Genomic DNA, 17,002 nt, shown 5'->3' with positions numbered 1-17,002 from the left:
GCCTGGACCACAACGCTGCAGTGGTTCGACGCCCATGTCGCACGCTGAGCAACCGCGCTCCGACGCAGAACTCGCGGAGGAGACCGAAGGTATCGTCGCCTTCTGGAACGAGCTGTCGTTGCCCGGACTGTTCGACGTCCACACCCACTTCATGCCCAAGAAGGTGATGGACAAGGTCTGGAGCTACTTCGACAGTGCAGGCCCGCTCACCGGAAGCGTCTGGCCCATCTCGTACCGCTTCGCCGAAGACGAACGACTGCAGGTCATTCGAGGATTCGGGGTGCGGAAGTTCACCTCGATGATCTACCCGCACAAGCCGTCGATGGCGGCCTGGCTCAATTCCTGGGGTGCCGATTTCGCGGCGCGCACCCCCGACTGCCTGCACACCGCCACCTTCTACCCCGAGGAAGGAGCCACCGAATACGTCGAGCGCGCGCTCGCTGACGGAGCGCGAATCTTCAAGTCCCACATCCAGGTCGGGAACTACTCGCCCAACGACCCACTACTCGACGGCGTCTGGGGCGCAGTCTCGGACGCTGCCGTTCCCGTCGTCATCCACTGCGGTTCCGGTCCTGCACCGGGCTCCCACACCGGGCCGGATCCGATTGCCGAGCTGTTGCAACGGTTTCCGAAGCTTCCGCTGATCATCGCGCACATGGGAATGCCCGAGTACGTCGATTTCCTCGACCTGGCCGATCGCTACGAGAACGTTCGGCTGGACACCACGATGGCGTTCACCGACTTCGCGGAGGCAGCGGCACCGCTTCCCAGGTCCGAGCTGCCGCGCCTGCTCGATCTGCAAGATCGCATTCTGTTCGGCAGCGACTATCCGAATATCCCGTACCCGTATCTCCATGCGCTCGAGGCGGTGCGCAGACTCGATCTGGGCGACGACTGGGTTCGTGCCGTGTGCTGGGGCAACGGGTCCGCATTGTTCGGCTGACGGCCCGTTCAGTCGGCCCAGAACTCGGCGATGCGCTCGGCGACGGCGTTGCCCTGCGCGCGCCCGGCCACCGCTGCAGCCGACCGCACGGCGATATCAGTGGCGTCGGGCCCGATTGCCGACGTCGAATCGGCGTCGGGGGCTATCACTTCCACCTTCGATCCGCCCTTGACCAATCGCCCGCGTTCGACCTCGAAGGGGTCGTCCTCGAGGTCGAGCGCACCGACCTTGAGTACCAGCACCTTCTCGAAACCGACTGCCAGATCGGCATTCTCGCTCGCGCGGATTCCGCCGTCGACGTAGCGGTGATCGCCGATGGTCACCGGCGGCCACATCCCCGGAATGGCGCAGCTCGCGGCCACCGCATCGACCAGTTGGACGCCCGAGCCACGATCGAGCACTCGATGCCGCCCGGTCACGGCGTCGACCGTCACGATCCGCAGATCGCGGTCGGGCCACGAATGCGAGGGCAATCGTCGTTCGATGATCGCCCGTCGCTCACGCTCGGTGATCGTCGAGGCCGCCAACGCCTCGGCACCGATGCGTCGGCGAGTGTCGATGGCGCTACCGTCCGAATTCTGGGCGGCTCGAGCCAGCATGGCGACCAATTCGTCGATGGTCGCCTCGGCGTGGGGCTCGTCGTCCTGCTTCGTTTCGTCAGCTTGCCGTTCGAACAACTCGGTGAGCGAGGCTCCACTGGAGAGCTGGGCTGCAACCGAGGATCCGGCCGAGGTGCCCAGCAGCATCTCGGCGTCGGTGATGTCGGCTCCGGACTCTGCCAATCCCAGTAGGACACCCGTCTGCCACGCAATACCTGCGACTCCGCCGCCGCCCAATACGAGTGCTCGCCTGGCCATAGCCGTACCCCTTCGTCGAAAGATCCGTCAGGAACTTACTGCGTCGGCCTGCACACGCGGCCGCAGCCAGTCGACCAGGTCGCCGAGAACACGGTCCTTCTCCGGTTCGTTGAACACTTCGTGGAACAGGCCGTCGTATGTCTTCAGGGTCAGGTCCTCGGATCCGGCGAGCTCGGCGATGAGTTCACTGCCGGACACGTCGGCCAATCGGTCCGCGGTGCCGTGCTGAAGCAGAATCGGAATCGTCAGCGACGGTAGGCGCGCCGGGAAGCTGTCCCCGGCACCGAGCAGCGCCGCAGCCAGGCCCGCCGAGACACTGCCGTGATAGCCCAACGGATCGGCGACATAGGCCTCGACGACGTCCCTGTCACGTGAGACGAGGTTGGGGTCGAGTTTCAGGACGGGGGCCGACGGCACGAAGCGTCCGAGGATCTTGCCCACCGCCACCAGCGCTTTCGGTTGCCCGATGCTGGGAACCACCGCGGGGCCGGACAGCATCAGCCCGTCGAGGTCGACCTGATGATCGAGGGCGTAGGACAGCGCGATGGCACCGCCCATGCTGTGGCCCAGCAGAAAGGTGCGACTGTTCGGATGCTCGCGTGCCGCGATACCGAACAGCGTGTGCAGATCGTCGGTGAAGTCGGACCACTTCTTCACTGCGACTCGCTTGCCGCTGGAGCGTCCGTGGCCGCGATGATCGGGCGCGTAGACGACGAGTCCGAGCGAACCGAGCTTGTCCACGACATGCCGATATCGCCCGGCGTGCTCGGCCAAGCCGTGTGCCAGCACGACAACCCCGGTCAGCGTGCCCTCGGGCGTCCAGACGTCGTACACGATGCGGGTTCCGTCGACTCCGGTGAACGACGACTCGACATGCTCCATTCGGTCACCGTACAAGGGCGACGGGACCAGCGACGTCCCATCGGCGAACCCACGGAGATTTGCTCGAGTAACTATCATCGGACGGCAGGCGATGAACTTGTGAGACACCACTATCGTCGCGCCTCGGTCTAGAGGCGCAGCACAAGCCGGGAGTTGCACATCAAGAATGCATGATCAGTCCGCCACGAGCGTCTCGCCGAGGTGGCGCGACCCCAAGCGATACCTGTGGCCGCTGGGGTTGACCATTCCTCTGAGCCCATTCCTGGCGTGGGGGTTGGTGTCGGTCCTCGGCCCAGGAGCGTTCTGGACCCTCGGCTTGATGATCATGGGCGTCGTCCTGCCCATCGTGGACAAGTTCGCAGGCGTCGACAGAAGCAATCCCCCGGACGAGGCCATCTCGGCTCTGGAGAAAGACAAGTACTACCGCTGGTGCGTGTACCTGTTCCTGCCACTGCAGTACGCGGGACTTGTTGCCGCCTGCTATCTCTGGGCGCACGGCCCACTGGGAGTTCCCGAGCGAATCGGTCTGGCCATCACGGTCGGCATCGTGGGCGGAGTGGGCATCAACGCCGCACACGAACTCGGCCACAAGCGTGAACTCCTCGAACGCTGGCTCTCGAAGGTGACGCTGGCGCAGTCGCTCTACGGCCACTTCTACGTCGAACACAATCACGGCCACCACCTGCGGGTGGCCACCCCGGAGGATCCGGCGTCGGCGAAATTCGGTGAGTCCTTCTGGAAGTTTCTGCCGCGCACGATCGTCCACGGTCTGCGCTCGGCGTGGGGACTCGAGTCCCGCCGGCTGGCCCGATCCGGCTCCTCGCCCTGGACCCTTCGCAACAATCTCTTCAACGCCGCGGCGATGAGCGTCGCCCTGTTCGGGGTGTTGATCGCAGTGTTCGGCACGGTGATCGTGCCGTATCTCCTACTGCAGGCCGCCATCGCGATCGTCCTGTACGAGGCAGCGAACTACCTCGAGCACTACGGGCTGCTGCGACAGAAGCGGCCGAGCGGTAAATACCGCAAACCGAGCCACCGCGACAGCTGGAACAGCGATCACCTGTGGAGCAACCTGTTTCTGTACCACCTGCAACGTCACAGCGATCACCACGCGCATCCGGTGCGCCGGTACCAGGCCCTGCGCACCGTCGACGAGTCCCCACAGCTACCGGCGGGCTACGCGGTGATGATCTTCTGCTCGCTTGTTCCGCCATTGTGGCGCAAGGTGATGGACCAGCGACTGATCGACTTCTACGACGGGGACCCCAGCCTGGTCAACGTCGAGCACTCCGACTCCACGGCGATGGCCAGGCTCCATCAGTTGTGCGGCGAGCGAGAGCAGGCGCGCCGGTAGCCGTCACACCGCCGCAGGTTCGTCGGTCTGCGCGCGCAGGTATCTGCCGAAGTGCGGGACCGTGAAGGCGATGGTGCCACGCTCGGCCGAATAGATCAGTCCCTTCTTGATGAGTCCGTCCCTGGCGGGAGACAGCGACGCCGGCTTGCGCTCGAGCTCGGTCGCCACCGCCGAGGTCGGTACCGAGCCGTCGTCCACCGACAGTTCGGCCATCGCACGCATGTATTCGCGCTCGGCAGGGGTCGCGCGTTCGTAGCGAGAGCCGAAGAACCCGACGGCCAGTTCCTCCTCTGCCGTCGGTGCCGCAACGCGTACGTCCTCGGCGGAGATGGGGCTGTCGGCCGCGAGATCCCAGGTCGCTTTGCCGTACGCCTGGACGAAGTACGGGTACCCGTCGGCTGCCGCGTACAGCGCATCGAGAGCATCGTCGGTGAACTCGACGTCCTCACGGTCGGCCGGGGCGATCAGGGCCAGGTCGGCAGCAGCTCGTTCGAGTCGGCCGATCCGGTGGTAGCTGAACAGCCGCTCGGAGTAGCTCTTGGACGCCGACAGCACGGCGGGCAGATGCGGCAACCCGGCCCCGACGATGATCAGCGGCGCGGTGTCCTGACTGAGTTCGTGGCAGGCCGCACACAGCGCGGAGATGTCCGCCGCACCCAGATCCTGCATCTCGTCGATGAAGATGGCGATGCCCACGCCCACATCCCCGGCCAGCGCGGAGGCATCGAGCAGCAGTTCGACGAGGTCGATCTCGATGTCCCCGGAGTCGGCGCGGCCGGTCTTGGCCGGGACGTCGATGCCGGGTTGCCACCGCTCGCGCATGCCCTTGTCGGCAGTGGAGCGCAGGGCGAAGGCCTTGAGGACGCCGAGAAACTCGTCGACGCGTTCGGGATCGCGATGCGAGGCCGCAATCCCACGGACCGCCATGTGCAGCGCCGACGAGAGCGGTCGACGCAGTTCCTGGTCTGGCCGGGCTTCGATCTTGCCGGTGCCCCATCCGCGGGCGATCGCCGCAGATCGGAGCTGGTTGAGCAGCACGGTCTTCCCGACGCCGCGCAGCCCGGTCAGTACGACGCTGCGTTCCGGCCTGCCGCGAGTGATGCGCTCCAGCACGACGTCGAAGGCGTCGAGCTGCTTCTTTCGGCCTGCGAGCTCGGGTGGGCGCTGGCCGGCGCCGGGAGCGTAAGGGTTACGCACGGGGTCCATGGGGCCAAAGTAACAACCGATCGAGTGATCTATGCGGACATCTAGCACGTGTCCTAGACATCTGTATGCGATCGATACTTGCGCCACGCCCCAGGTCGGGGTTTACTGGGCCCCGTGAAGCGCATCCTCGTAGTACGCCGCCGTAGCGGGGTCTGATTCGGACCGACCCCTCGCTGCGGGTCGTCGTGCTATCTCGGTCCTCCCTTCACATTCGGAAGACCACCTTCATGAATTCTCTTGCTTCTTCTTTCGCCGCAGATTCGTTCCATGCCCGTTTCGCGTGCGCCCTGCCGCGCACGATGCGCGAGGAGATCACCCGCCAACACCTGTCGTGGGCGAACTTCACCGACCGCTTCTCGCCCACCACCGGGCCCGTTCGACTGGGGTCGTGGACCGGGACGAAAACCACCGGCGGAAAGATCGAATTCGATGCGACCTTCGGCATCGGCGACACGATCATTGCTTGTGCTGCAACGACATACGGACCTATCGAGGCGTTGACATCGATGCTTCACGACGCCGGATTCCGCTTCGAGATCCTCTCGTTCCACCAGCAGGCCATCGGCGACGAGACCGCCACGTTCGTTCTGGCCGAGCACGACGGCCGCCGCGAATGGTCGATGGGCATCGATGCCGACCCCAACCTGTCGTCCATCCGGGCCGTCCTCGCCGGGGCGAACATCCTGCATCGGTAGCCCCCACCGACGCCGCGCGGTCGCGGGTAGGGCTTTCTTCACCTGTCTAGCACTTGCGCAAGACAGGTGAAGACTCCACTAGGGCATCTCGATCGTCTCGGCGCGGCGGACTTCGGCCAGTGCGCGGCGCAGGTAGGTCTCGGCATGGCTTTTGCGAACCGCGAGCAGATCCGCCACCACCAGCAGGGCGTGCGCCGGCCGCGGCCTCGTACGTGACTGTTCGTCGACGTCGGAAACTCCCAGTGCACCGGTGAGCACCTCGACGAACCCTGCGATGTCCAGATTCGGCAGCCAGTCCGCGCCTCGCACGGTTCGCCCCAGCACCTCCTGGACGTTCTCGCCCGTCAACCCATCGCTATATATCTCTTCGAGCAACGTGCGTACCATTTCGGCATGCACGCGACCGGCTTGCGCCGAGTCCGAGCGGCCCAGTAGTTCGACGGCGTCGTCGAACGCGATCGGGTCCCGCGCCGCCACAGCAGCGAGGGCATCGTTCGTGGCATCGGCGATCTTGCGCACCTCGGCGGGCCATTCGGCAGGCCAGGTCGCGCAGACACGACTCGGGGGAGTCGACACGGGGGAGGAGTCGGTCATCTCAGCAGTCTCTCACTCGACTCCGACACGGTTCCTTTTACATGTAACTGATGTTTATACTTAAGCGCGCACTGTGGTATCGGCCACACATGCGGAAGTGGAGGAGGTGGGCTCGATGAACGAACAGAACACCGTCGCGTCGGATCCCGGTGAAGTGATGCTGCAGGCCAGGAACGTGAAGTTCGACTGGAGCGATCTACCGATGCACTGGGTGCCGGGCGACCCGTACACCACGCACGTCCTCAATGTGCTCCACTTGATCCTTCCTGCGGGCGAGCACTGGTTCGTCGATACCTTCAAAGAAGCCCTTCCCTATATCGACGACGAGAAGCTACGCGACGACGTCATCGGCTTCATCGGCCAGGAGGCCGTCCACGCCGAGGCCCACACCGGCGTCCTCGTGCACCTCCAGCAGAACGGACTCGACCCCACTCCGTTCACCGACCAGATGGAATGGGCCTTCGGCAAGGTTCTCGGATCGGATTCGGTGACCAGTCTGCGATCGAAGAACAACCTGGTCGAGCGACTGGCCCTCATCGCTGCCATCGAGCACGTGACGGCATTTCTCGGCGATTGGGTGCTCAACGCCGACGGCCTGGACCGAGCCGGCATCCATCCGACAATGCTCGATCTGTTGCGGTGGCACGGTGCCGAGGAAGTCGAACACCGCTCGGTCGCATACGACACACTGCGGTACTTCGACAAGCGCGAGGTGCGTCGCCTGCGCACGTTCGCGGTGGTCGTGCCGTTGATGGCGTACATCTGGATGCGCGGCATCCTCTTCCTGATGAAGAACGACCCGGAGCTGGCGACCGCGCCCAAGTCGGTACGCAAGCCGCGGTCGGCTCTGTGGCGGAAGTCGGTCAAGCGGGGCACTCTCCCCGCGCTGACGCTGGTCGCTCGCAGTATGTCCCGGTATCTGAAGAAGTCGTATCACCCGAGCCAGGAAGGCTCCACGGCGCAGGCAGTCCGGTACCTCGCGTCCTCACCTGCCGCGCAGGCTGCGGCTCGGTGAAGCTCAACTCACGACGCGTCCCGCGGCTGCTCCCCAAGGATGCGCCGCCGGATCTACGCGGACGGGCACGTCCCGATCGGTCGATGCAGCTCCTCGGCACATTCCTCAACGGGTACATGCACGCGGCTGCCGGAACGGAGTACGACGACGCCGTCGCCGGCCACAATCCCGATTCCGCGCTGAAGCTGGTCGTCACCGGGCGTGAGATCGTCGCCGAGGACAACGATGTCGCCGCGCTCACCCTCGCATCGCCGACGGGAGATCAACTGCCGATCTGGCATCCCGGCTGTCATCTCGATCTACACCTGCCCTCGGGCCGCCGACGGCAGTACTCACTGTGCGGCGACCCGGCCGATCGCAGCTCCTACCGAATCGCGGTTCGCCGAATTCCGACCGGCGCAGGCGGATCCATCGAGATGCACGGGCTGGCGCCGGGCACCGAGGTCACCGTCCGCGGGCCGCGCAACGGGTTTCCGTTCGTCGGCGAAGGCAGTGCTCTGTTCATCGCGGGTGGAATCGGCATCACTCCCATAATCGCGATGGTCAGAGCTGCACGGGTCCTCGGCATGAACTGGCAGTTCGTGTACTGCGGTCGATCTCGCGACACGATGCCCTTCCTCGACGAGATCGAGAGCTGGGAATCCGACCGCGTGTTCATCCGCACCGACGATGTGCACGGATACCCCGGCGAGGGCGAGTTGCTCGAGCGCGCACCGGCGGGCGGTGCCGTCTACTGCTGCGGCCCCACACCGATGCTCGATGCCGTCCGCCGCGACTTTCGCCAATGCCCCTCCACTGCACTGCATTTCGAGCGCTTCGGTCCACCACCGATTCTGGACGGCACACCTTTCGAGGTGCAGCTGATCAGCACCGGCGCTGTGCTCGATGTCGCCGCCGACGCGTCGGTACTGACTGCAGTCAAGGAACAGAAGCCGAACATCGCCTATTCCTGTCAACAAGGATTTTGCGGCACCTGCAAGGTTCGGGTGCTGTCCGGTGAGCCCGAGCATCTGGAATCACGACTGACGCCCGAGGAGCAGCGTGACCACATGCTCATCTGCGTCTCCCGCGCACGCAGCGGACGCCTCGTACTCGATCTATAGAACGGAAAACCTGTTGAGCAACAACGCGGTTCGTACAACGGTCGTCAACGAAGGAATCCGCCTCGCGGTATTCGAGAGTGGCAACCCCGACGGCGACCCCATCGTGCTGGTGCACGGATGGCCCGATACCCACGAGCTGTGGAGCCACATCGTGCCACAGCTCGAGGACCGCTTCCGGGTGATCAGCTACGACTCCCGTGGAGCGGGCGACAGTTCGGTCCCCACCGAGCAGTCGGCGTACAAGCTGGCACGTCTGGCCTCGGATTTCTATGCTGTCGCCGATGCGGTGAGTCCGGATGCCCCCGTCCATGTGCTCGCTCACGACTGGGGTGCCGTGGAGGTGTGGGAGGCCGCAGCCCAACCGCGCGCGAAGGACCGCATTCGTTCCTACACATCGATTTCGGGACCGAATCTCGATCACCTGGGCAAGTGGTCGCAGTCGCGTTTGCGCAAACCCACCCTCACGGGCATCAAGCAGGTGCTCGCCCAGGTACGCGCGTCGTGGTACACCGTCACCTTCCACATCCCCGGGCTGTCCACGCTGCGGATCAAACGGCAGTTCGCCAAGGGCTGGCCGGCATTCCTCCAAGAGTTCTCGGGAGTCGACCCGGCGCTCGTCACCCAGAACCCCACGCTGTGGTCTGACGCGACCAACGGCACCAACCTGTATCGAGCCAACATCATTCCGCGCCTGGGCAATCCGCGGGATCGCTACATCGATATCCCAGTGCACCTCATCGTCAACACCGAGGATGTCGCGGTGCGTCCGTATCACTACGACGACACCGGCAGGTGGGTGAAGAACCTCACGCGCAACGACATTCCGGCGGGGCACTGGTCGCCGATCTCGCATGCCGACGACATCGCGCGGTTGACGCGGGAGTTCATCGACTCACTGGACTGAGTCCACATCCGCTCAGTGAGCCAGGTGACCACGAAGCGTCGATGAAGTGTAATGCCTACGAAAGAGATTGCGCTGCTGCAGAATCGGTACCACATGATCGACGAAGTCGGCAAGTGAATCCGGATAGCGCGGGCACATCAGATTGAATCCGTCGGCACCACGGCCGATCCACGACTGCATCTCGTCGGCTATGGACTCCGGTGTGCCGATCATCGTGGCGTGCCCACCGCCCGCGGCGAGAGTACCGAGCAATTCCCGCACGGTGGGGGCGTCCTTCTCGATGATCCGCAGAATCGTCTCGTACCGGCCCTGAGGTCCGGTGAACTCGGAGGCCGGCGGCAACGCCGGAACCGGAGCATCGAGTTCCCAAGCGGCGCAGTCCTGCCCGGTGAAGGTCGACAACATCGCCAGTGACTGCTCGGTGGGGAGCAGCCGATCCAGTTCGACCTTCTTCCGTCGGGCCTCGTCCATGGTCGAGCCGATGTACGTCACCAGACCCGGCATGATTCCCACTGTCGCATTGTCGCGGCCCGCATGGCGAATTCGTGTCTTCACGTCCTGGTAGTAGCTCTGCGCTGCAACGAGATCGTAGGCGACGGCGTAGATCGCCTCGGCATACTTGGCGGCGAGATCGCGGCCCGGCCCCGACGCCCCCGCTTGGAACAGCACCGGCCGACCCTGCGGCGACCGGGGTACCGTCAACGGGCCGTCGACCCGAAAGTGCTTGCCGTCGTGATCGATGGAGTGCACCTTGGCCGGATCTGCGTACGCACCGGCGCGATCGAGCGTCAACGCATCGGCATCCCACGAATCCCACAGCGCCAGAGCGACGTCGACGAACTCATCGGCTCGCACGTAACGCTCCTCACGTGCCGGGATGGCGTCCATTCCGTGGTTTCGTGCCTCGGCGTCGAACATGGAGGTGACGACGTTCCACCCCACTCGGCCGCCGCTGATGTGATCGAGCGACGCGAGCATGCGCGCAGCATGGAAGGGGGTGTAGAACGTCGACGACACCGTGGTGACGAGGCCGATATGCGTGGTGGCCCTGGCCATGGCCGACAGCGCGGTGATCGGCTCGAGAAACCACGTCCCCGCTCCGGCCGGGTCGCGCACCGAATGTCCGTCGGCGAAGAACACCGCGTCGAACTTGCCCCGTTCGGCGAGCTGCGCGAGTTCCTCGTAGTACTCGATGTCGCCGAGATCCTCGACCCGCGAATCGGGATGACGCCACGCGGCGCTGTGGTGACCGCAACCGTAGAGAAAAGCGTTGAGATGCATATCAGTTCTTGACCAGACCGCCGTCGACCACCAGATTCTGGCCGGTCACCGACCGCGCCCACGGCGAGGCGAAGAACAGCAGGGCATCGGCGAATTCCTCGGGTGTGGTGACGCGTTGCAGCGGGGTCGAGGCAGCGATGAAGTCGAATACCTCGGCCGGGGTGGCGGCACTGGCGTCGGTGGTGCGCAGCAGCCCACCCGAGACCATGTTGACGGTGATGTTGTCAGCGCCGAGATCCGCGGACAGAGTGCGGGTCAGCGAGAGCAGCGCAGCCTTGGAAGCCGTGTAGTCGTGGTACGGCACCACCGGATTCTGGAACAAGTTGGTGCCCACGTTGATGATTCGTCCGAACCCCGCCTCACGCATGCCCGGAAGTGCGGCCTGGGTGGTGAGCAACGCTGCGCGGACGCTCCCGCGTAACTGGGCGTCGAAGCGCTCCCAGGTGATGGTCTCGGCTTTGGGGCGCGCATCGCCGTCGAACGAGAAGTCGGCAAGGGCGTTGTTGACGACGGTGGTGATCGGCGTTCCGAAGTGTTCACGTGCAGCGCCGAACAGCGCGGCGACGGCCGACTCGTCGGTGACGTCACCCTGCACTGCGATCGCGTTCTCGCCGAGCCGGTCTGCCAGCGCCTCGGCAGCATCTCTGCTGTTGCGGTAATCGATCACCACACGTGCACCCTGACCGGCGAAGGCAGCGGCGATCGACGCTCCCAGGCCGCGCCCGCCGCCGGTGATCAATACTGTCTGCTCGTCGAGTCTCATGCGCTTCGCCTCTCGTTCGAGGTCAAGACCGATGCGAGAAGACAGGAAATACCGATTCGTCACGACATTCCCTTCGCTGGTCCTAACCAGATCAGGTTCGACGGGTGTGTTCTCAGCCCATGTGGGCACCCCGTGTCGCGTTCGACTGTACCTGTAGCGATCTCTAGCGAAATCTTGCGGAAAACTTAGAGGAAAGAATAGAACTCGATCATGCGATCAGCCGATGACGGCCCAGCCGTGCGGCGGCACGCTCACCCGCCCGTCGTTCAGGTGCGCGTCACCGGCCAGTACTTCGCTGCCCCGAGCCGGGTAGTCGATCGACTCGTCACCCAGGTTGAGCGCCACCGTCAACGAGTCACCGTCCGCATGAACGCGATAGAGCAAGGCAGTGTTGGTGAGCTCGAGCGTCTCGGTGCGCGCGGAGTGCAACCACGGATTCCGACGTCGTACACCGATGAGCTCCTGATGAATCCGGAAGACAGGCCAGCCGTACGGTGCCAGGTCATCGGAGGTCTCCGGGTACTCGGGACGCACCTCGTCGTCACCGCCGACCCGATCTTCCTTGATCCCACGGAAAGCCTGCTCGTCGCCGTAGTAGATCATCGGCATACCGCCCACGGTGAACAGAACCACCAACGCATGCACCAGGTGCCGCTCGTCCTCGATGACGCTGGCGATGCGGTTGACGTCGTGATTTCCGACGAACGTTGCCGGCACGAAGGCATCGAGCCAGCCGTTGTGGCGCTCGAGGGCATGCGAGAGCTCGAAGAAGTTCTTCTCGCTCAGTCCACTCCAGATCGCCTTCCACAGCTCGTACTGCGTGACCGAATCCAGCGTGGAGGCCGAGACGATTCGGTCGTAATCGCCGTGGATGACCTCCCCGAGAAAGTAGGCCTCCGAATGCTTCTCGCGCACCTTCGGTAGCACCGCAGCCCAGAAACGGGGCGAGACCGCGTAGGCCGCATCGAGCCGCCAGGCGTCGACGCCGCGCCCCAGCCAGTGCGAGAGCACATCGACGACGAACTGCTGCACGTGCGGACTCTCGTGATTGAGGGCGACCAGTTCGTCGTGGCCCTCGAAGTTGCGATGCGTCGGCTCGCTTCCGGACCAGTCGAGGTGGAACCACTCTGCGGCCTCGGAATCGGGACCTTCTTCCAGCGCCTGCCGGAACTTCGGAAAGCTCTGCGCCACATGGTTGAAGACGCCGTCGAACATGACTTTGAGGCCGCGAGAGTGTGCTGCGGCGATCAGCGAATCGATATCCTCGTCGGTGCCCAGCCGACCGTCGACTCGGTAGTAGTCGACGGTGTCGTACCCGTGCTTCTCGGACTCGAAGATCGGGCCGAGGGCGATCCCCGAGGCCCCGAGTTCGAGTGCGTAGTCGAGCCAGTTCTCGATTCTGCCGAGCCGGTGTAGTTCCGACTGTGATTCGCCGTCCCACCCGTGCACCGGTGCGCCGGTGAAGCCGAGTGGATACAGATGCCACCAGATAGCGTGCTTGGTCCACTCCATCAGGACTCCATGATCGAGTCGCGGCCGAGCTCGCCTGCACCGGTATGACCGGACAGACTGGTCACCAGATCGAATTCGGCCAGCAGGCAACGTAATACGTGCGCGACGCCCTCTTGTCCGCCGAGCGCGAGGCCGTAGAGGAATGGCCGCCCCAGTAGCACCGCGTCGGCCCCGAGGGCCAGGGCCTTGGCCATGTCGGCCCCGGTCCGCACACCGGAGTCGAACAGCACTGTCATCTCGTCCCCCACCGCGTCGACGATGGACGGTAATGCGTCGAGCGATGCTCTGGCCCCGTCGATCTGACGTCCACCGTGATTGGAGACCACGATGCCGTCGACTCCGTGCGCCGCAGCCTCCCTGGCGTCGCCGACGGTACAGATGCCCTTGAGCACGATCGGGCCGCTCCAGTGCTCCCGCAGGAACGCCAGGTTCTTCCACGACAGACCGGGATTGGGGAACATCTGCGCCCAATGCATCGCGGCAGCAACAGGATTGTCCTCGGCAGTCTGGGCAAGTCCGGCCTGGAATGCCGGATCGGTCAGGTAGTTCTCGATACCGAGGTTGGCCAGGAACGGTAGGTAGCCGCGGTCGAGGTCGGCGGGCCGCCAGCCCAGCAGAGTGGTGTCGAGGGTCAACACCAGAGCGCTGAAGCCGGAGTCCTTCGCTCGTTGTAGAAAGCTCAGCAACACCGACTCGTCCGTCGGCCAGTACAGCTGATACCAGCGTGGGGCATCACCGCCGGCCTCGGCGATCTGCTCGAACGAGTGCGAGGCCTGCGTCGAATGTATGTACGGCACACCGAGTTCCGCTGCGGCCCGGACCGTCGCGAGCTCACCGTCCGGGTGGGCAAGAGTCTGAATTCCCACGGGCGCGATCATCAGCGGAGCGGGCATATCGGTGCCGAGAACCGTGCACGCGTGATCGCGAGCGGCCGAGCTGCGCAGCATGCGAGGGGCGATGGCCCAGGTGTCGAATGCCGCCCGATTCGCGCGTGCGGTCGATCCACTACCGGCGCTGGCGACGATGTAACCCAACGCCTCGGGCGAGAGCGATTCTGCCGCCTGATCTTCCAGTCTCGCCAAATTGGTGGTGATCGACGGCGTCTGCTGGGCGAACATTCCGGCGGCGTAGATGCCGAGTTGGTGATCGCTGAAGTTGCTGGGCCTGGCCTCGGTCATTGTTCGACCCTACCGGGGCAGCGCCGAGGATCGGGCCAGAAAGGCGTCCAGCAGAGTCGAGCACCGCGCACGAGCTGCTGCTTCGGCGTCGGCGACGGCGACGCGTATCCGGTCCACGTCCACCTCGTGTTCGACGCCGTCGCGGGCCCAGGCCGCAGCCCACGCATCGTAGGTATCGAGGTCGATTTCGGGGTGGAACTGCAGCCCGAGGTGCGGTCCGAGGACGAACGCCTGCTGTGCTGCCGCGTTGTGTGCGATGACCGTGGCCTGGGCGGGAGCGACGAACGTGTCGCCGTGGAACTCCATCCAGGGCCCCGGGGCGACGAGCTCGGGATCGGAGGTCTCGACCTCGACGAATCCGTACTCGGGGTGCTCGGATTTGCGCACGCTTCCGCCGAGCACTCGCGCGAGCAGCTGCCCGCCGAAGCAGACACCGAGGACCGGCACCTGCGCGTCGATCGCGTCCTGCAGATAGGCGATTTCGGGCTCGAGCCAGCTCAGCGTGTCGTCGTAGGCAGCGTCGGGCGAGCCCATCACCACCAGCAGCTGCGCATCGGACAGCTGCGGGGGCGCAGTGTCGGGGCTGTGATCGAAGGAGTGCACGTCCAACTGGAAATCTCTGGTGCGCAATTCGGCGTCGAGGGTGCCGATGTCGCGTCGCGCGAGCGCAGGATCCCGGTCGTGGACGAGCACCACGGCGCGCGGGTCGTTCGGGTATGTCACAGGGCTCCTTTACGGTGTTCGTGCACACCGTACGACAGACTGGATCCGATGCCACCTCGTAGACGCACATCCCGCTCCACCACCGCCCGCACCGTCAAGGCCGGGCAGAGCAGTGCTGCGCGAAAGTTCGCGGCCGCAAAGAACGGCGAGGCCGCACCGAAGAAAGTCGCTCCCAAGAAGACGCAGGCGAAGAAAGCGGCACCACGTAAGCGGGCATCTCCGCGCAAAACCGCCGCTCCGGATCTGCGGGTTCCCGATCCCGGCGAGCGCGTCTGGGTACTGGACGTACCGTTCGAGGATCGGTCGGCGGCGGGAGCTGCGGGTGCGCGTTGGTACCCCGGTCCGCGGGTGTTCGCGTACTACGGCACTGAGCTGCCCGAGTATCTGCAGCCGTACGAGTCGATGCCGTACAGCCTGCAGCGATGGCTCGAGGACGACGCCAACGACAGCTGGCGCGAGGAAACGACACGGGAGCGGGCGATGGTGCCCCGCGAAACCCAACTCGAATCCGTGCGACGCCATCTCGCCGCTCTCGAGGCCGACTTTCCGTACTTCGCACAGATGGATTCGACGGGGCTGGGCAAGACGCTGGCGGTGTGCGAGGCCGTTCGCCAGATGTCTGCGGCCGAGATCGGGACGGTTCTGGTGGTCGCGCCGAAGGGCGCTCTACCGGGTTGGCGTCGCACCATCGCCGACAGTGAGGCAGACATCGAGCCGTCCGACCGGAAGCGCTGGCTGTTGATCACCTACCAGTCGACGAAGAAGTTGTTGTCGGTCCCTCCCGAGACCGATCTGGGCAAACGTAAACGGACGCAGAACAAGCGGACCATCTCGCTCGGTGAACTTCGGTTCGAGATGGATGTCGTGATCGCGGACGAGTCGCATGCGCTGATGAACATCGAATCGCAGCAATCGCAGATCCTGTGGCGTTACCAGGAGGCGGCGCGGTCGGTGGTGTGGATGTCTGCCACTCCCGGGTACCAGCCGTTGCACTTCGCGTACATGGCTCGGGCGGTGGAGCGCAGTCTCGGTGTCGAGATCCTCGGCGAGGACGACTATCTCGGTTACGCGGTCACGATGAAGTGGGCGGAGTTCCTCATCGAATCCGGGTTCGCGGTCAAGGCAGGTAAGGCATCTACCGGCTTGACGACGTGGCGCTGGGAGCCCGAGGACGCTGCCCGACGCGAACGCGATATCGCCACCGTGCACAGATGGCTCTCGGGAGGTGTTGCAGCGTGGTCGATTTCGCGGCCGTCCCCGCCGACACCTCGGGAGCCACTCGGCCAGGAACTCACCGCCACACAGAAGCGGCTGTACAACTCGGCGTGGGTGGACTACCGCAAGGAACTGGGTCTACCGATCTGGAAGGCCGTCGGTGGAAAGCGCGTGTTGCAGAAGAACCCGAGTACCCGTGCGGCAACCTTGCGGTTCCGCCAGAAATGTTCTTACCTGCGCATTCCCGCGTCGGCCGATCAGGTGCGCACGTGGGTCAAGGCGGGCAATCAGGTGTTCGTCTCGATGTTCTACCGCGAGTCGGTCGCGGCCCTTGCCCAGACGCTGCGAGATGAGGGACTCGATGTCGCCGTGGTCGACGGCAGTATGAGCAGCCCCGAGCAGGAGGAGTCCATCCGGCGTTTCCAGACCGGGAAAGTTTCGGTCATCGTCTCGACCACCACCAGCGCGATCAACCTGCACACCAACGAGTTACTGCTGCCCGAAGGCACCGTCTCCACACTCGCACCGCGTGTGACGCTGATTCACGATCCGCGGTGGACGCCCATCGACATTCGGCAGATCGAGGGGCGTGCGAACCGTATCGACAAGGATCACAACCACACGACTTCGACCTGCTATTACGGGTACGCCGAGGGCACCGTCGAGGAGGAGATGGTGCTCACCGGGATCGAGCGCATCGCGGATCTGGGATCGATAGTCGGACAGGCGGATCTGATCGACCCGGAGGCTTTCCTCGCAGCGCTGGCGCAGTGACGA

General features: G+C 64.7%; 16 protein-coding genes and 1 riboswitch. Of the genes, 7 read left to right on the top strand and 9 right to left on the bottom strand.

The genetic code is table 11. The features are described 5' to 3' along the window. The first annotated feature begins 34 nt into the window (after nucleotides 1-34). Complete coding sequence (locus J1M87_RS02285) at nucleotides 35-943, top strand: amidohydrolase family protein (RefSeq protein WP_206487466.1); 909 nt, start codon at nucleotides 35-37, stop codon at nucleotides 941-943. Nucleotides 944-951: 8 nt separating this feature from the next. On the opposite strand, the gene J1M87_RS02280 is transcribed toward J1M87_RS02285, so the two are convergent. Then, complete coding sequence (locus J1M87_RS02280) at nucleotides 952-1,800, bottom strand: patatin-like phospholipase family protein (protein ID WP_206487306.1); 849 nt, start codon at nucleotides 1,798-1,800, stop codon at nucleotides 952-954. A gap of 27 nt (nucleotides 1,801-1,827) precedes the next feature. Then, a complete protein-coding gene (locus tag J1M87_RS02275) occupies nucleotides 1,828-2,682 on the bottom strand; it encodes an alpha/beta hydrolase (protein ID WP_206487304.1) in 855 nt (284 codons plus the stop codon). A 166-nt stretch (nucleotides 2,683-2,848) separates the two neighbouring features. Between J1M87_RS02275 and J1M87_RS02270 the strand changes: the two genes are divergently transcribed. Further along, a complete protein-coding gene (locus J1M87_RS02270; RefSeq protein WP_206487302.1) occupies nucleotides 2,849-4,036 on the top strand; it encodes an alkane 1-monooxygenase in 1,188 nt (395 codons plus the stop codon). 3 nt (nucleotides 4,037-4,039) lie between these two features. Here J1M87_RS02270 and J1M87_RS02265 read toward each other — a convergent pair whose 3' ends face one another. Further along, nucleotides 4,040-5,242, bottom strand: coding sequence for an ATP-binding protein (locus J1M87_RS02265; protein ID WP_206487300.1), 1,203 nt, complete (start codon nucleotides 5,240-5,242; stop codon nucleotides 4,040-4,042). Nucleotides 5,243-5,469: 227 nt separating this feature from the next. Here J1M87_RS02265 and J1M87_RS02260 point away from each other — a divergent pair, with 227 nt between their 5' ends. Continuing rightward, nucleotides 5,470-5,937 carry an alpha-isopropylmalate synthase regulatory domain-containing protein gene (locus J1M87_RS02260; protein WP_206487298.1) on the top strand — a complete coding sequence of 156 codons (468 nt, stop codon included), beginning with the start codon at nucleotides 5,470-5,472 and terminating at the stop codon, nucleotides 5,935-5,937. A gap of 78 nt (nucleotides 5,938-6,015) precedes the next feature. Here J1M87_RS02260 and J1M87_RS02255 read toward each other — a convergent pair whose 3' ends face one another. Continuing rightward, nucleotides 6,016-6,531 carry a hypothetical protein gene (locus J1M87_RS02255; RefSeq protein ID WP_206487296.1) on the bottom strand — a complete coding sequence of 172 codons (516 nt, stop codon included), beginning with the start codon at nucleotides 6,529-6,531 and terminating at the stop codon, nucleotides 6,016-6,018. A 115-nt stretch (nucleotides 6,532-6,646) separates the two neighbouring features. On the opposite strand from J1M87_RS02255, the gene J1M87_RS02250 reads away from it, so the two are divergent. The 3 genes from J1M87_RS02250 (at nucleotide 6,647) to J1M87_RS02240 (ending at nucleotide 9,553) form a co-directional block, all read left to right on the top strand. Next, entirely contained in the window at nucleotides 6,647-7,546 is a 900-nt protein-coding gene (locus tag J1M87_RS02250) for a metal-dependent hydrolase (RefSeq protein ID WP_206487294.1), read from the top strand. An 83-nt stretch (nucleotides 7,547-7,629) separates the two neighbouring features. Next, the gene (locus J1M87_RS02245; RefSeq protein ID WP_241256277.1) at nucleotides 7,630-8,649 is read left to right on the top strand and encodes a PDR/VanB family oxidoreductase; all 1,020 of its coding nucleotides are present in this window, start codon (nucleotides 7,630-7,632) and stop codon (nucleotides 8,647-8,649) included. Between the two features lie 13 nt (nucleotides 8,650-8,662). Beyond that, a complete protein-coding gene (locus J1M87_RS02240) occupies nucleotides 8,663-9,553 on the top strand; it encodes an alpha/beta fold hydrolase (RefSeq protein WP_206487290.1) in 891 nt (296 codons plus the stop codon). A gap of 12 nt (nucleotides 9,554-9,565) precedes the next feature. On the opposite strand, the gene J1M87_RS02235 is transcribed toward J1M87_RS02240, so the two are convergent. The 5 genes from J1M87_RS02235 to J1M87_RS02215 all read right to left on the bottom strand — a co-directional run bounded on the left by J1M87_RS02235 (nucleotide 9,566) and on the right by J1M87_RS02215 (nucleotide 15,010). Then, nucleotides 9,566-10,834 (bottom strand): LLM class flavin-dependent oxidoreductase, encoded by a 1,269-nt coding sequence (locus J1M87_RS02235; protein ID WP_206487288.1) that lies wholly within the window; start codon nucleotides 10,832-10,834, stop codon nucleotides 9,566-9,568. 1 nt (nucleotide 10,835) lies between these two features. Then, nucleotides 10,836-11,597 carry a 3-oxoacyl-ACP reductase gene (locus J1M87_RS02230; protein WP_206487285.1) on the bottom strand — a complete coding sequence of 254 codons (762 nt, stop codon included), beginning with the start codon at nucleotides 11,595-11,597 and terminating at the stop codon, nucleotides 10,836-10,838. A gap of 50 nt (nucleotides 11,598-11,647) precedes the next feature. Beyond that, a riboswitch (TPP riboswitch) is annotated at nucleotides 11,648-11,740 on the bottom strand. Nucleotides 11,741-11,813: 73 nt separating this feature from the next. Beyond that, nucleotides 11,814-13,109 (bottom strand): alpha-amylase family glycosyl hydrolase, encoded by a 1,296-nt coding sequence (locus J1M87_RS02225; protein WP_206487283.1) that lies wholly within the window; start codon nucleotides 13,107-13,109, stop codon nucleotides 11,814-11,816. Further along, a complete protein-coding gene (locus J1M87_RS02220; protein ID WP_206487281.1) occupies nucleotides 13,109-14,287 on the bottom strand; it encodes an alpha-hydroxy-acid oxidizing protein in 1,179 nt (392 codons plus the stop codon). Before J1M87_RS02220 ends, J1M87_RS02225 begins: the two co-directional genes overlap by 1 nt. Before the next feature lie 9 nt (nucleotides 14,288-14,296). Next, nucleotides 14,297-15,010, bottom strand: a complete 714-nt coding sequence (locus J1M87_RS02215) for a type 1 glutamine amidotransferase (RefSeq protein ID WP_206487276.1) — start codon at nucleotides 15,008-15,010, stop codon at nucleotides 14,297-14,299. Between the two features lie 48 nt (nucleotides 15,011-15,058). Between J1M87_RS02215 and J1M87_RS02210 the strand changes: the two genes are divergently transcribed. Then, complete coding sequence (locus J1M87_RS02210) at nucleotides 15,059-16,999, top strand: helicase-related protein (protein WP_241256240.1); 1,941 nt, start codon at nucleotides 15,059-15,061, stop codon at nucleotides 16,997-16,999. Nucleotides 17,000-17,002 lie beyond the last annotated feature (3 nt).

The organism is Rhodococcus sp. KRD162 (assembly GCF_017168335.1).
Classification (GTDB): domain Bacteria; phylum Actinomycetota; class Actinomycetes; order Mycobacteriales; family Mycobacteriaceae; genus Rhodococcoides.
This window is presented reverse-complemented; position numbering and strand designations above follow the sequence as displayed.

Bases quoted from the DNA above. Each gene is read 5' to 3' on its own strand.
- J1M87_RS02285 (WP_206487466.1), top strand. From the start codon at position 35: ATGTCGCACGCTGAGCAACCGCGCTCCGACGCAGAACTCGCGGAGGAG.
- J1M87_RS02280 (WP_206487306.1), bottom strand. From the start codon at position 1,800: ATGGCCAGGCGAGCACTCGTATTGGGCGGCGGCGGAGTCGCAGGTATT.
- J1M87_RS02275 (WP_206487304.1), bottom strand. From the start codon at position 2,682: ATGGAGCATGTCGAGTCGTCGTTCACCGGAGTCGACGGAACCCGCATC.
- J1M87_RS02270 (WP_206487302.1), top strand. From the start codon at position 2,849: ATGCATGATCAGTCCGCCACGAGCGTCTCGCCGAGGTGGCGCGACCCC.
- J1M87_RS02265 (WP_206487300.1), bottom strand. From the start codon at position 5,242: ATGGACCCCGTGCGTAACCCTTACGCTCCCGGCGCCGGCCAGCGCCCA.
- J1M87_RS02260 (WP_206487298.1), top strand. From the start codon at position 5,470: ATGAATTCTCTTGCTTCTTCTTTCGCCGCAGATTCGTTCCATGCCCGT.
- J1M87_RS02255 (WP_206487296.1), bottom strand. From the start codon at position 6,531: ATGACCGACTCCTCCCCCGTGTCGACTCCCCCGAGTCGTGTCTGCGCG.
- J1M87_RS02250 (WP_206487294.1), top strand. From the start codon at position 6,647: ATGAACGAACAGAACACCGTCGCGTCGGATCCCGGTGAAGTGATGCTG.
- J1M87_RS02245 (WP_241256277.1), top strand. From the start codon at position 7,630: ATGCAGCTCCTCGGCACATTCCTCAACGGGTACATGCACGCGGCTGCC.
- J1M87_RS02235 (WP_206487288.1), bottom strand. From the start codon at position 10,834: ATGCATCTCAACGCTTTTCTCTACGGTTGCGGTCACCACAGCGCCGCG.
- J1M87_RS02230 (WP_206487285.1), bottom strand. From the start codon at position 11,597: ATGAGACTCGACGAGCAGACAGTATTGATCACCGGCGGCGGGCGCGGC.
- J1M87_RS02225 (WP_206487283.1), bottom strand. From the start codon at position 13,109: ATGGAGTGGACCAAGCACGCTATCTGGTGGCATCTGTATCCACTCGGC.
- J1M87_RS02220 (WP_206487281.1), bottom strand. From the start codon at position 14,287: ATGACCGAGGCCAGGCCCAGCAACTTCAGCGATCACCAACTCGGCATC.
- J1M87_RS02210 (WP_241256240.1), top strand. From the start codon at position 15,059: ATGCCACCTCGTAGACGCACATCCCGCTCCACCACCGCCCGCACCGTC.